Source organism: Corynebacterium sp. MSK041 (assembly GCF_030232265.1).
Taxonomy (GTDB): Bacteria; Actinomycetota; Actinomycetes; order Mycobacteriales; family Mycobacteriaceae; genus Corynebacterium.
Genome location: NZ_JASPJK010000001.1, coordinates 279,395 through 293,171, shown reverse-complemented (window position 1 = coordinate 293,171; position 13,777 = coordinate 279,395). Strand labels below are relative to the sequence as shown.

The 13,777-nt window shown below is 58.6% G+C and carries 17 protein-coding genes; 1 reads left to right on the top strand and 16 read right to left on the bottom strand.

Features of this window, described 5'->3' with window-relative positions; translation table 11 throughout:
* Positions 1-95 precede the first annotated feature (95 nt).
* A complete protein-coding gene (locus tag QP968_RS01490) occupies positions 96-839 on the top strand; it encodes an aminotransferase class IV (protein WP_284854599.1) in 744 nt (247 codons plus the stop codon).
* 17 nt (positions 840-856) lie between these two features.
* On the opposite strand, the gene pyk is transcribed toward QP968_RS01490, so the two are convergent.
* The 16 genes from pyk to QP968_RS01410 form a co-directional block, all read right to left on the bottom strand.
* A complete protein-coding gene (gene pyk, locus QP968_RS01485) occupies positions 857-2,296 on the bottom strand; it encodes a pyruvate kinase (RefSeq protein ID WP_284854597.1) in 1,440 nt (479 codons plus the stop codon).
* A 69-nt stretch (positions 2,297-2,365) separates the two neighbouring features.
* The gene (lgt, locus tag QP968_RS01480) at positions 2,366-3,298 is read right to left on the bottom strand and encodes a prolipoprotein diacylglyceryl transferase (protein ID WP_284854595.1); all 933 of its coding nucleotides are present in this window, start codon (positions 3,296-3,298) and stop codon (positions 2,366-2,368) included.
* 18 nt (positions 3,299-3,316) lie between these two features.
* Positions 3,317-4,174 carry an indole-3-glycerol phosphate synthase TrpC gene (locus QP968_RS01475; RefSeq protein WP_284854593.1) on the bottom strand — a complete coding sequence of 286 codons (858 nt, stop codon included), beginning with the start codon at positions 4,172-4,174 and terminating at the stop codon, positions 3,317-3,319.
* 39 nt (positions 4,175-4,213) lie between these two features.
* A complete protein-coding gene (locus QP968_RS01470; protein WP_284854592.1) occupies positions 4,214-4,834 on the bottom strand; it encodes a TIGR02234 family membrane protein in 621 nt (206 codons plus the stop codon).
* Entirely contained in the window at positions 4,834-5,187 is a 354-nt protein-coding gene (gene hisI, locus QP968_RS01465) for a phosphoribosyl-AMP cyclohydrolase (protein WP_284854590.1), read from the bottom strand. Before hisI ends, QP968_RS01470 begins: the two co-directional genes overlap by 1 nt.
* A complete protein-coding gene (hisF, locus tag QP968_RS01460) occupies positions 5,184-5,939 on the bottom strand; it encodes an imidazole glycerol phosphate synthase subunit HisF (protein WP_284854588.1) in 756 nt (251 codons plus the stop codon). Before hisF ends, hisI begins: the two co-directional genes overlap by 4 nt.
* Positions 5,940-5,957: 18 nt before the next feature.
* Positions 5,958-6,743 (bottom strand): inositol monophosphatase family protein, encoded by a 786-nt coding sequence (locus tag QP968_RS01455; protein ID WP_284854829.1) that lies wholly within the window; start codon positions 6,741-6,743, stop codon positions 5,958-5,960.
* Between the two features lie 13 nt (positions 6,744-6,756).
* Positions 6,757-7,506, bottom strand: a complete 750-nt coding sequence (priA, locus tag QP968_RS01450) for a bifunctional 1-(5-phosphoribosyl)-5-((5-phosphoribosylamino)methylideneamino)imidazole-4-carboxamide isomerase/phosphoribosylanthranilate isomerase PriA (protein ID WP_284854586.1) — start codon at positions 7,504-7,506, stop codon at positions 6,757-6,759.
* 23 nt (positions 7,507-7,529) lie between these two features.
* A complete protein-coding gene (hisH, locus tag QP968_RS01445; RefSeq protein ID WP_284854584.1) occupies positions 7,530-8,168 on the bottom strand; it encodes an imidazole glycerol phosphate synthase subunit HisH in 639 nt (212 codons plus the stop codon).
* A gap of 10 nt (positions 8,169-8,178) precedes the next feature.
* A complete protein-coding gene (locus QP968_RS01440; RefSeq protein ID WP_284854582.1) occupies positions 8,179-9,363 on the bottom strand; it encodes an MFS transporter in 1,185 nt (394 codons plus the stop codon).
* The gene (locus QP968_RS01435) at positions 9,364-9,540 is read right to left on the bottom strand and encodes a CG2302 family histidine operon protein (protein WP_284854579.1); all 177 of its coding nucleotides are present in this window, start codon (positions 9,538-9,540) and stop codon (positions 9,364-9,366) included.
* Entirely contained in the window at positions 9,540-10,142 is a 603-nt protein-coding gene (gene hisB / locus QP968_RS01430; protein WP_284854577.1) for an imidazoleglycerol-phosphate dehydratase HisB, read from the bottom strand. The genes QP968_RS01435 and hisB overlap by 1 nt, the downstream gene beginning before the upstream one ends.
* Entirely contained in the window at positions 10,135-11,226 is a 1,092-nt protein-coding gene (locus tag QP968_RS01425; RefSeq protein WP_284854575.1) for a histidinol-phosphate transaminase, read from the bottom strand. The genes hisB and QP968_RS01425 overlap by 8 nt, the downstream gene beginning before the upstream one ends.
* The gene (gene hisD, locus QP968_RS01420; protein WP_284854573.1) at positions 11,226-12,536 is read right to left on the bottom strand and encodes a histidinol dehydrogenase; all 1,311 of its coding nucleotides are present in this window, start codon (positions 12,534-12,536) and stop codon (positions 11,226-11,228) included. The genes QP968_RS01425 and hisD overlap by 1 nt, the downstream gene beginning before the upstream one ends.
* 13 nt (positions 12,537-12,549) lie before the next feature.
* A complete protein-coding gene (locus QP968_RS01415) occupies positions 12,550-12,987 on the bottom strand; it encodes a hypothetical protein (RefSeq protein WP_284854572.1) in 438 nt (145 codons plus the stop codon).
* Positions 12,969-13,625 carry a hypothetical protein gene (locus QP968_RS01410; protein WP_284854571.1) on the bottom strand — a complete coding sequence of 219 codons (657 nt, stop codon included), beginning with the start codon at positions 13,623-13,625 and terminating at the stop codon, positions 12,969-12,971. Before QP968_RS01410 ends, QP968_RS01415 begins: the two co-directional genes overlap by 19 nt.
* Between the last annotated feature and the right edge of the window lie 152 nt (positions 13,626-13,777).

The following is a 13,777-nucleotide window of genomic DNA, read 5'->3' as shown; positions in this document are numbered from 1 at the left end:
ATCCTTCTTCACCAGTGTGGACACTGTTCCCCATAATCGTTCGTCTGTGAAATCATCCTTTGGAAAGACACTGCTTCCTATTTTCGGAGTCTTCGATGACTAACTACGCCTGGCATGACGGATTTGTGCCCCGTGACTTCCCGCACGAGCCTTTCGATGTTGCGGATTCTTGGCGTCATTCATCTGGAAGAACAAACGGGTTACAGCTGCATGTGGAACGCTTCTCACGCACGGCAGGGCCACTTCCCTCAGGCTTCGTGGATGACATGCTCGCACTACTTGAACAAGTTGAACAAGGCGAGCTCTTCCCCCGCATCGCTGCGGTCTCGTCGCTTTTGCTTCTCGACGTCCGCCCGGCCCCACCCGTTCGCAGGGAAACGTGCCTGACGTATGTCAACGCACCGGATCCACGCAAACACCCACTGGTCAAGGGGCCTGATTTTGATGCACTGCGTGCCTACCGCGAGCTACACCAGAAAAACAACACCGACGACACGGTGATTACCGCACCCGATGGCTCGATGCTCGAAACCACCACCGGCGCGCTGGTGATGTGGGGCGACAACACTTTGTACATCCCCGACGGCGTCTGTTTGCCCAGTGTCACACTGCGCCAAGTCATCGAGCGTGCTGAAAGCGTAGGGATTCGAGTTGAGTCACGCCACATCACCCCAGAGCTCGCCGCCAATCATCCCCTGTGGTTCCTCAACTCACTGCATGGCATCAGCCCAGTCAGCGAGATTCACACCAGCATCGGGGTGATTACTCCCCCGCCTCATCCCGACTACGCGCAGTGGCGCGACTGGTGGTGGGACGGTTTCGTCTTCGAGTTCCTCTAAGAGGCCCCTGGGGCCTCTTAGAGCTTCTTCGGATGGCGGGTATCCTCGCCCAACTGGTGGACGTGGATCATGTTCGTCGTGCCAGCAACACCCGGCGGGGTGCCGGCCACGATGACCATAGTGTCGCCTTCCTTGTACTTCTCAATGGCTAGCAGCGACTGATCCACCACTGCCATCATTTCATCCGTGTCATCGACCTTCTTGCACAGGAAGGTTTCCGCACCCCACGTCAGTGCCAGCTGTGAGCGCACTTCTTGGCGGGGTGTGAACACCAGCAGCGGCAGGTGGGAGCGCAAACGCGCCAGACGTCGTGCTGTTTCACCTGAGTTGGTAAAGGCGACCAGTGCACGAGAATTCAGGCGCTCTGCTATATCGCGAGCGGAGTAAGAAATCACGCCACGCTTCGTGCGCGGAATGTGGTTGAGCGGTGGGACATTGCCCATGGACTCAGCCACGCGCACGATGCGGTCCATGGTTTGCACCACGTTCCGCGGATCCACACCAATAGACGTCTCACCAGAAAGCATCACTGCGTCCGTACCGTCTAGCACAGCATTGGCCACGTCAGAGGCTTCCGCACGCGTTGGGCGCGAATTCTCAATCATGGAATCGAGCATCTGTGTTGCCACGATCACCGGCTTCGCGTTCTCACGCGCAATCTGGATGACACGCTTTTGCACCAACGGCACCTGCTCCAGCGCGATCTCCACGCCCAGGTCACCGCGAGCGACCATCACTGCGTCGAAAGCCAGGATGATCGACTCAAGCGCGTCGACAGCTTCCGGCTTCTCCAGCTTCGCAATAACGGGCACGCGACGGCCCACTTCATCCATAATCTCGTGGACCAAGTCCACATCAGACGGCGAGCGCACGAAGGACAGCGCGATGAAATCCACGCCCAACTTCAACGCGAAGCGCAGGTCCGCCTTGTCCTTTTCGGACAAAGCCGGGACAGAAATGTTCATGCCCGGCAGGGAAACGCCCTTGTTGTTGGACACTGGGCCGCCCTCGACGACCTTGCACACAACATCGTTACCCTCAACGGCGGTGCACACGAGAGCCACCTTGCCGTCATCCACCAGCAGGCGGTCGCCCGCCTGTGCATCTTCCGCAAGCTGCTTGTACGTGGTGGATACCCGGTCATGGGTGCCCACAACATCGTCGACGGTGATGCGCACTTCTTCACCGGTCTCCCAGTACGTCTTCCCATCGCCCTCGAAGCGACCAAGACGGATCTTGGGGCCCTGAAGGTCAGCGAGAATACCTACCGCTTTACCAGTTTCATCGGTGGCTTCGCGCACCCACTTGTAGTTCTGTTCGTGGTCTGGGTAGTCACCATGGGAAAAGTTCAGGCGGGCGACGTCCATGCCGTCACGCACAAGGCCAAGGATTGCCTCTTTGCTGGCTACAGCTGGGCCGAGAGTACAAACAATCTTGGTGCGTCTGTCCACTGTCATCCACTTCTTCTTATCTGCGCGAGGGATCTGATACCTCGCCTACGCTACCGAAACTAAACGGGTTTCGCTCTATGGCATTTTAGGCTTCTCAACGTCGGATTTAACCTCCGCACCACCGCTGACTTCAGTCACTTCTTTGTCCACTTCTTTGTCTTCTTCCTCCGAAGTGTTCTGCTTCGACTTCATCCATATGAAAACGATTGTGGCCACGATGAAGAGGACGGTTGAGACGACCATATTGACGCGCAGCCCAAAGATGAGGTTCGCGGCATCATCGCGCATGAATTCCATGAAGATACGCCCCAAGGCGTAAGACGCGATGTAGAGCACAAAAACGCGGCCATTGCCCAGACGGAACTTCTTCTCGGCCCAAATGAGGAAGAAGAAGACGGACAGGTTCCAGATCATCTCGTAGAGGAACGTGGGATGCACACTCGCAATGACTTCCCCCGTTGACCTACCAGTCAGTGGCGCAAAAGCACCGGACTCGTCTACGCGGTAGTAAATGTCCAACGCCCACGGCACGTCGGTGGGACGCCCATAGAGTTCTTGGTTGAAGTAGTTCCCCAAACGCCCAATGGCTTGCGCCAAGATGATGCCTGGGGCCACAGCATCGGCGAATGGCAGTAAAGACACCTTCTTGTACTTGAACAAGGCCCACACTGCCAACGTGCCCAGCGTCACCGCACCCATGATGCCCAGGCCACCGGCGGAGAAGTTGAAAATCTGCTTCCAGTCCTTGCCGGGCCCGAAGTAGCTGTCATAGTCCGTGATCACGTGATAAGCACGGCCACCGATGATCCCGGCAGGGATAGCCACGATCGCAGCGTCCCACACGGTGTCCGGATTGCCGCCGCGTGCCTTGTAGCGGCGCACTGTCAACGCCATGGCCACGATGATGCCAGTGATGATGCACAGCGCATACGCGCGAATAGGCACCGGACCTAAGTACCAGACGCCCTGTGGAGGCGAGGGAATGTTGGCAAGGATCTGCGTAGTCACGCCCAATAGTGTGCCACGCTAGCTTCCGCGGCGTGAAGGGCAGGCCGGATGCTGGCCAGCGGCCACAAGTTTGCGGGTTGCGGCTGCAACGTCATCACTATTCATCACTGCCTCGCCGGCAATGACTGCGTCAGCCCCTGTTGAAGCAGCTGCCATGAGGTCGCGTGCGTTACGCACACCACCCAGGCTGATGCGCACCACGCTTTCGGGCAGACCTGGCTCGATCTCGCTGAAGGCCTGACGGTTAACCTCATTCGTATCAAAGGTCCACGAGTTCACACCGATCACTGTTGCCCCCGCCGCGAGCGCACGGTCAGCTTCCTCTGGGGTTCGCACCTCAGCCATACCCACCATGCCCAGTGATTCAACGCGGTCCAACAGACTTTCCAGCCGCGCTTGTTCTAAAAGCCCGACTTGCAGTGGCACCATATCGGCGCCAAAGCAGCGGGCTTCGTGGATCTGATAAGGGTCAACAATGACATCACGGCACACCATCGGCAAACTCGTTGCCCGGCGGGCTTCCTGCATGTCTTGCAAGGAGCCGTCGAAACGCAAGCGCTCTGTCTGGCAAGCGATGAGTGCGGCTCCCCCGGCTTCAATCTCAGCGGCGAGTTCACCCACGGACTGCGCTGTGTGCGTCACGTGGGTGGGACCAAACACCGGGGATGTGCGTTTAATTTCTACGATCACGCCACAGCCAGGCCCGAGTAAGGCGGCGAGTGCATCGCGGTTATCGGACAAACTGCGCGAGCGAGCTTTGATCTCCTGAAAAGGAATGACCGCCTCACGGGCGGCAACGTCCGCGAGAACACCGGCGACGACGGGATTTTCGCTCGCCGGTATGACAACCTGTTGATTGCCCTGCACCGCGGTCATATCTTCAGAGAGTATCTGTTCGTGGTGGTGAGAATGAAATCAGGTGTAGCGGTGGTCTTCCGTGGGATCAATATCCGCATCGATGGCATCCCACAAAACACGCCCTGATTGGGGTTCTGCTTCGAGGTCCTGCTCGATCTTCTCTTTACGCTGGGAGGACTTCTCGTATTTGCTCACCGTAGCCGCATCCTGCCCCGGACGTAAGGCCAACAGCACACCACCCGCAACGGCAATGAGTGCCCCCATCACAGCGAGCAGTGGTGGCACCACAGCGGTGTTCACCGCGGTGATATCAGCCCAGGAAGTGATAGCGGTGTCATTGTCTTCGACGTCATACAGCAACAGAGCAGATACACGCTCCGGGGCCGGTGTGCCCAGCAGCAAGCTCAGCGGTGCAGCTGTCACGGCAGCTGCCGCGACTGCGCCCACTGCGCCCACGATGCGCCGGCCCCAACGCCGCAGCGCTAGACCTGCGATCGTTGCGGCGAGCAACACCAGCACAACGGCAGTGACTTCAGTTGACCATTCCGCACCGTTGATCGGTGCAGAACCATCCCCCGTACGGTCATCGGCATAATCAGCCGTCAGCCACGTCATGCGAGAGGCAAGCCACAGCACAAGTGCGCCGACCCCCATCAACAAAGCGCCAATTTTGTTCATCACTGCTCCAACAGCACATCAGCATCGAAACACGTACGGTCACCCGTGTGGCATGCACCGCCAGTTTGGCGGACCACCATCAGCACGGTATCCCCATCACAATCAAGCTTGACTTCGAGCACTTCTTGCACGTTGCCACTGGTTAATCCTTTGATCCAGTACTCAGCGCGAGAACGCGAATAGTACGTGCCCTGGCGTGTGGCCAAGGTGTAGGCAAGAGCGTGTTCATCCATCCACGCCATCATGAGAACTTCCCCAGAATCCGCCTGGACGATCGCGGGAACCAAACCCGCATCATTAAAGCGAACTCGGTCTTTCACCTGGGGGTCCAGGACTGCTTCTTCAGGTGTCACAGGCGCACCTCATACCCAGCATCAGCCAGGCTCTGCTTGACTTCAGCGATACTTACCTCACCAAAGTGGAAAATGGATGCGGCCAACACAGCATCTGCACCTGCTGCCACAGCTGGCGGGAAGTGCTCAGCCTTACCAGCGCCACCGGAGGCGATGATGGGGATGGACACCGCTTCGCGCACGCGCTCGAGCAGCTCGATGTCAAAGCCAGCCTTCGTGCCATCACCATCCATGGAGTTGAGCAGGATCTCCCCAACACCGAGTTTCTCACCGGTCTTGGCCCACTCAATCGCATCAATACCCGCCGAACGGGTGCCACCATGAGTGGTCACCTCAAACCCCTCCCCGGCGCGACGCGCATCCACGGACAACACAATGCACTGGGCCCCAAATTCACGGGAGAGCTCAGAAAGGAGCTCCGGGCGTGCAATAGCGGCAGTGTTCACAGACACCTTGTCAGCCCCGGCACGCAACAGTTCGCGCACATCATCCGCGCTACGCACGCCACCACCAACGGTCAAAGGAATGAACACTTGCTCAGCAGTACGGCGCACTACGTCGAGCATGGTGCCACGCCCTTCCTTGGAAGCACTGACATCCAAGAAGGTCAGCTCATCTGCCCCCTGCTCGCCGTAGAGTTTGGCTAGCTCCACTGGGTCACCTGCATCGCGCAGATTTTCAAAATTCACTCCCTTGACCACTCGGCCGTTGTCTACGTCCAAACATGGGATGACTCGTGTGGCTACGGTCATGGGGCCTCCTATTCGTGGTCAAGCAACGCTTTTAATCGTACGCAGCACGGCTTCATGCACATCCGGGGACCCGGCAATGACGCCTAAGGAACCGAGCTCCCACTCATTGCCCTCAATGTCCGTGACCACAGCGCCCGCACTGCGAGCAAGCAACACACCCGCGGCATTATCCCATGGGTGCGGGGAGAAACTCACCGCCGCTTCGTACACGCCTTGGGCAACAAATGCGAGGTCAATACCCACAGAACCACTAATGCGTGGGCGCATATTCTCGTACTCCAACGCCTTGATCAACCGCAAGCGACTATCTGGTGGGATCCTGCTTCCTTCATCGGAGCCCACTGCACCAACACCCACTTGGTTGGACACGTGCGCCGCCATGTTCACAGGGGGCAAGAGCTCGCCGTTAAGGTGCACACCAGAACCCTGACGTGCAGTCAACCGCATGTTCAACAAAGGAATATCGGTGACAGCCACCACTGGCTGCTTATCCACCACGAGGGAGATGAGCACCGCACAGCTTGGGTTGCCCGAAGCGTAGTTCGCAGTGCCATCGATCGGATCCACCACCCAACTCGCATCATTGCGCAGAACCCCGCCTTCTTCCTCCCCCAGGACAGGAATACCCGTGGCCGGAGTCAACTGGTCACGCAGCATCTCCTCAATGCGCAGGTCCATCTCCGTGGCAAAGTCGCCGCTGTCTTTATACAAAGCAGGCACGCTACCTAAGCCGTCGACGAACATCCTGCGCGCTTCGTCAGCGGCTTCTTCGGCGATGCGCAGGTACTCGCGCATTTCGTCCATGGCCATCGGTGCCCTACTTACCCCCTGCGACCCGGAGAGCCTCAGGCAGGGTGAACCGGTTTTCATACAACGCTTTGCCCACGATGACGCTGTCAATACCTTCATCCGCATAGCGGGCAATCTCAGCGATGTCGTCCAGGGTGGACACACCACCCGATGCGGTGACGAAGGCATCCGTGGCTGCGGAGACTTCCCGCAGCAATTCCACGTTCGGCCCAGCCAACGTGCCGTCCTTGCTCACATCCGTGACCACGAAGCGGGTGCAACCGGCTTCGTCGAAGAACTCCAGCACCTCCCATAAATCACCGCCATCGGAAGTCCAGCCGCGGCCCTTCGTACGCCACTGGCCGTTTTCCTCCCGCACAGCAATATCAATCGCGATCGCGTCACCATGGCGGGAAATGACATCCTTGGCCCACTCCGGGTTTTCCAGCGCAGCAGTACCAATGTTGACGCGCTTTGCGCCCGTGTTGAGAGCTCGCTCCAAGCTCTCGGCATCCCGAATACCGCCGGTCAGCTCAACGTTAATGCTCAGCTCACGTGTGATCTCCGCCATGAGCTCATGGTTCGATCCACGCCCAAACGCCGCATCAAGATCGACGAAGTGCAACCACTCCGCGCCGTCAGCCTGCCACTTCAGCGCTGCTTCAAGTGGCTCACCGTAGATCTTCTCAGTGCCTGCTTCACCTTGGTCGAGGCGCACAGCCTTGCCGTCTACGACATCGACAGCGGGAAGCACAGTGAACAAACCAGAGTTTTCCATATCCGCATTCTATGGTGTGCGTGTTACCTCAGTGAATCGACCCAGTTCTTCAGCAGCTGCAGGCCCGCGTCACCCGATTTTTCGGGGTGGAACTGCGTTGCCCACAATGGTCCATTCTCCACGGCAGCAACGAAGCGAGAATTGCCGTGTTGTGCCCAGGACACCTTCGGCGCTGCGATGAACTCGTCTTCTTCCATCTCCCAGTTCTGCACGCCGTAAGAGTGGACGAAGTAGAAGCGTGTGTCCTCATCGAGGCCTGCGAACATCTGCGATTCAGGCGCGATGTCTACCGTGTTCCAGCCCATGTGTGGGAGGACAGGGGCATCAAGCTTTTCCACAACCCCGGGCCACTGCCCGCACCCCTCCGTATCAATGCCATGCTCCACGCCACGGTCGAACATGACTTGCAGCCCCACGCAGATACCTAACACCGCGCGGTCACCAGCGAGTCGCTGGCCAATAATGCGGGGGCCCGCAACGTCACGCAGCCCGCGCATACAGGCATCAAAAGCGCCCACACCAGGGACGACTAAACCGTCGGCCTCCACTGCCACCATCGGGTCACGGGTGACAACAACATCACCACCGACATGCTCCAACGCACGTTGAGCGGAGCGGAGGTTACCTGCGCCGTAATCGAGCAGCGCCACGACTGAACTCATGTAGGTGATGTTAGTTGGGGCTGCGCGCGTAGTCCGTCACTGCCCCAATCAAGCCGAGCAGCAAGATCACCGCCCCGACCACAAAGGACCAGGGCGCGCCAATACCCACGATGAGGAAGCCGAAGAGAAAGGAGCCGGCTGCTTGCCCGCCGTCGAAGGAGATATTCCACACCGTGGATGCCAGGCTCATCTGCGATGGCGGGCAACGGTAGTACAGGGAGAGCAAGGACTCGTTTTGCACCAGGCCGAAACCAATGCCGTATACAAATGCAGCTGCCACGATCCATGCGGGTGCACTATCGGCATACAGGCACCACGCAAAACCAGCCATACCGGCTGCACCAAACAGGTGCGCGGGGATCATCAGCGCACCGGGCGCTCCACGCCGGTCTGCGATCGCGCCAGAAGCAAGACGCGCAAACATCACTGCGAGGTTGACCACTGCCAGCACGATGCCACCCAGAGCAGCGGTCTCCGCAACCCCAGATTCACGGATTGCAGCGGGCAGGAAGTTAGAGATCAAGCTGTACGCGCCCGACATAAGCACTAGGGCCAACGCGGGTAGCACCAGGACGATCCATCCCGGCGCCGCACCACGTATCTTGGGCTCAGCTGGTGCACCCTTGAGCGCCGGAATCCTGAAACAGGCAGCCGCTCCCAACGCTGCAACCAGCAGGGCCAGAATCCACACTTGGAGGTATCCAAAGCGTTCCGCAACTGCCAGGCCCACGGGCAGTGTGAGCATCTGCGCCAGTCCACCTGATGCGCCGAAGATACCGGTGGCTTTGCCCAGCAGCTTTCGTGGGACAAGCTCCGGGATGATGGCTGCCTCAGACACCGTCATCGCACCGAAACCCATGCCACGGATGATGGAGACAGCAAAGACCATCACCGGTGACATGGATACGGACAGTAGGAGCGCTGGTACACCCAGCAACACTGCTGACACCACGATCACGGAACGGTACGTGAAGCGACGCAGAACCCGCGGCATGAACAACTGCGTGATCACGGTGGCAACCATGAACACACCGGTGGAACCGCCAGCTAATGCAGGAGATCCAGAAGAATCCAGTACAGCCACCGGAATGACCGGCAGCAGCATGGCCCATGAGCCAAAGGCAGCGGCGACAGCGATAAGCGCCGGAATATATCCCGGCGCTGACCACACTGATTTCACATTCGCATCAGTCATCTACGGCATCGCCCCAAAGAGCACAATCAATGCACCAGCTAAGGCGAGAGCCGCAAGAATGCCCATGACAATCGAGGGCCCCTTCATGCCCTGCTGGTAAAAGGACCAGGTTCCGCCCGCGAGCAAACCCGCAGCGATGAACAGCATCCACACGGAGATGCTGCCAGCGACACCCATTAGAGCGCGCCCTTCGTGGATGGCACCCCGGTGACGCGCGGATCCATTTCATACGCAGCACGCAGCGCACGCGCCACAGACTTGTATTCGGCCTCAGTGATGTGGTGCGGGTCGCGGCCGTACTCGACGTTGATGTGGAGAGTAATGCGCGCGTTGTACGCCAAGGTTTCAAAGAAGTGGCGGTTGATCACCGTGGCGTAGTGGCCACCGATGATCTGCCATTCCATGTTTTGTGGCTCGCCATTCATGACAAAGTACGGGCGGTTCGAAATATCCACGATGGCGTTGACCAAGGTCTCATCCATCGGCAGTGCCATGGAACCGAAGCGGCGGATGCCCTTCTTATCCCCCACCGCGTCGATAAGCGCCCAGCCCAACGTGATCGCCGTGTCCTCGACTGTGTGGTGAGCATCGAGCTCGATATCGCCCTTTGCCTTCACGGTGAGGTCAAAGCTGCCGTGCGTACCAAATGCGGTGAGCATGTGGTCAAAGAATGGCAGGCCTGTATCCACATCCACTTTGCCGGTGCCGTCGAGGTTGATCTCTACGGAAATATCAGATTCGCTCGTCGTGCGCTGCGCTTTACCAATGCGATCAGCCATTGTTCTTAATCTCCTTCGCCGCCGCCAAGAAGGCGTCGTTTTCTTCATCCAACCCAATTGTCACACGCAAGTAACCCTGGACGCCCACATCGCGGATAAGCACCCCACGATCAAGGAATTTCTGCCATGCGGCTGCCGCATCATCAAAGTGTCCAAAGAAGAGGAAGTTCGACTCACTCGGCACAACCTCATAGCCGTACTCAATCAGGGCTGCTTGGACTCGTTCGCGTTCACACGCAAGCTTTTCGACGTTCGCCAGCGTCTCCTCCGCATGCCTCAATGCCACGCGCGCTGCTGCCTGCGAAATCACCGAGAGGTGGTACGGCAACCGCACCAACATCACTGCCTCAATGAACGCCGGATCGGCCACGAAGTACCCAAGCCGCCCACCGGCGAAATCAAAAGCCTTGGACATCGTGCGCGACACAACCAGCTTGGTTGGGTACTTCTCCAGCAACGTCACTGCTGACGGGCTCGGCGAAAATTCTGCGTAGGCCTCATCCACGATGACAATGCCCGGTGCGACTTCAATGATGCGCTCAATGTCTTCCAGCGAGGTGACATCACCCGTCGGATTATTCGGGGTTGTCACAAACACGACATCCGGCTTCTTCTCATTGATGGCTTCCAAGGCGCGATCAATATCGATACGGAAATCTGCACCACGTTCCACACCGATGAACTCAGTCTGCGTACCCGCGCTCAAAATCGGGTGCATGGAATAGGACGGTACAAAACCCATCGCGGACCGCCCCGGCCCACCGAAAGCCTGCAGCAACTGCTGCAACACCTCGTTGGAGCCATTCGCGGCCCAGAGATTATCCGCTGTCACCTGAACACCGGTCTGGCGGCTCACATAAGCCGCCAGATCCTCACGCAGCTCCACCGAATCACGTTCCGGGTAGCGGTTCAGGCTACCGGCGACGCGGGCGACTTCGGCCACCAAATCGTCGATAAGCTTCTGCGATGGCGGATACGGGTTCTCATTCGTGTTCAGCGCGTACGGCACCTGAAGCTGAGGCGCACCATACGCCGACTTTCCACGCAGCTCTTCGCGCAGTGGCAGATAAGACAACTCAGCCATTACTTCTCCTCCGTCCGTGCCTTGATCGCCTCACCGTGGGCCGGCAACTGCTCATCTTCTGACAAGGCAATGATGTGCTGGCCCACCTCCTTCAACGCCGCCTCGTCATACTCAATCAAGTTCACCGGGCGCAGGAAGGTGTGCGTGGTCAGACCCGGATTAAACCGTGCCGTCCCCGATGTGGGCAGCACGTGATTCGATCCTGCGATGTAGTCACCCAACGGCACTGGCGAATACGGGCCAACAAAGATCGCGCCCGCATGCGTGATCCGGCGCGCGACCTCAGCCGCATTGCGTGTGTGGATCTCTAGGTGCTCCGCGGCATACGCATCCGCAACAGCAATACCAGCCTCCAGATCATCCACCAGGACAATGCCGGATTGGGCGCCACCAAGTGCCGTCCCCGCACGCTCCGCGTTCAACGTCTCCGCTGCACGCCCCTTAATTTCCGCATCCACAGCACGGGCGAATTCTTCCGAATCCGTGATCAGCACCGAAGCCGCGTTCTCATCGTGCTCCGCCTGGGAAATCAGGTCAAGCGCCACAAACTCTGGATCTGCAGAATCATCGGCGAGCACCGCGATTTCTGAGGGGCCGGCTTCTGCATCAATGCCCACAACGCCATTCACCACACGCTTTGCGGCCGCGACGAAGATGTTGCCAGGACCGGTGATCTTGTCCACGGGCTCCAGCTGCGCCTCATCATCGCCGTAGGCCATCAGCGCAACTGCTTGTGCACCACCAACAGCCCACACCTCATCCACGCCGAGCATCGCGCACGCCGCCAAAATCGAAGGGTGCGGCCACCCACCATGCTCTGCTTGTGGGGGTGAGCACACCACGAGCGAATCAACACCAGCTTCCTGCGCCGGAATCGCATTCATCAACACAGAAGACGGGTACACCGCCTTGCCACCCGGCACATACAGGCCAACACGAGAGATCGGCAAAAAGACCTCCGTGACCGAAGCACCTGGCGCCAATTGCGTGGTCTGGCCCGTTGGCTTCTGGTCCGCGTGCACAGCACGGATCCGACGGATTGCCTCTTCTAGGCCAGCCTTCACCTTCGGATCAAGCTGGTCTACGGATGCCTCAATCACATCCGATGGAACGCGCACGGCGTCCGGACGCACCCCGTCGAACTTCTCCCCGTAATCAAGGGCAGCGCTACCCCCTGATTCCTTCACCGCATCAATAATCGGCGACACGATATGAATAACAGATGCGACATCCATGCCACCACGTGGCAATACTCGCCGCAACGCGGATGTGGTTGGTGTTTGGCCCCTGAGGTCGGTCACTTTGAGCATGCCAACCATCCTATTAGATCGGGTTTCGCTCCATACTGGCGACCATGCCTATCCAATAGCTCAACGCCGCGCACAACGGCGCAACACACCAGCCAACACCCGGTTGCAAAAGTGGCACTCCGTCTGCTGCCGTCACTGTTCCGACGACAAGAAAAGCCCAAGCGCCAAACAGGCTCACCACAGTGGCGAAGAGCAGCCGCCATGCGGTTTTCGCTCCCGGCAACGCACCAATGATCATGCCTAACATGCCAGTCAGAACAACAAACCCTGCAAAGGAAGCGAACTCCACATTGTCAGGGCTTGCCACAACGTCGACCGCCGGATGCCCACCTTCATCAACGAGCACATAAGAGGGACGCAATATCCCCCACACTGCGCCTGCTACTGCCCCGAGCGCACCCGAAATGAAGATGGTGCCGGCGGCCCAACGTCCTAGTTGCAGACCTTCCACTGGCCGTTTTCACGTGCGAAACGCTGAACACCAGATTCAGTCTGGCCGTTGGTGGTCACCGTCACCATGGCGGAAGCGGTGTTGCCGTTGACGCGCACATCCGTCAGAGAAGCGTTCGTGGCTGGCACCGGCGGGACCGGCTGGCCAGCCAGACGTGCCGCATCGACAGCCTGACGCATCTCATTCTCAGTCTGCTCCAGGCTGGTGCCTTGCGCAGCAAGCTGCTGGTTGGTCTGATCCACCACAGCCTGGCAGGAATTATTCATGATCACGCGGGACCAAGAGACGATGTCTGACGGGTTATAGATCCGGTTCATGGTCTCCGTCATCGCGTTGATGTCCTCCTGGCTAGCCGGCTGGCCACCGTCCACCGGCTGGACCTCGGCGGTCGGAAGCGTGCCGTTTTCGAAGGGATTGGTCACACCAGTCGCCTCCGGGTTTTCCTCTTCCTCCGGCTTCTTCTCTTCTTCCGTCTTCTCTTCCCCGGCTTCCGGCTCAGCGGTGACAATGTTGGTCACGGTGGCCACCTCAGATACAACGTTCGAAGCTTCATCCCCGGAGCCGCAAGCGGTCAATGCCAACGGGGCAACGAGGCAGGCAGCTGCGACGGTCTTCTTCGGGGTGATGGTCATCGTCATGAAAAGTTTCTCCTCACAACTCGCTAGCGGAAGCGCGAGATTGTTGCTTTGTGTAGCTTTCAGTGCACAGCAGATCTTAGCAACCCTTTCAACAGGTAAATCAATACATCTCCGATGAACTTGCCGAGAGAAAGCTGTGAAAACCTGACCAC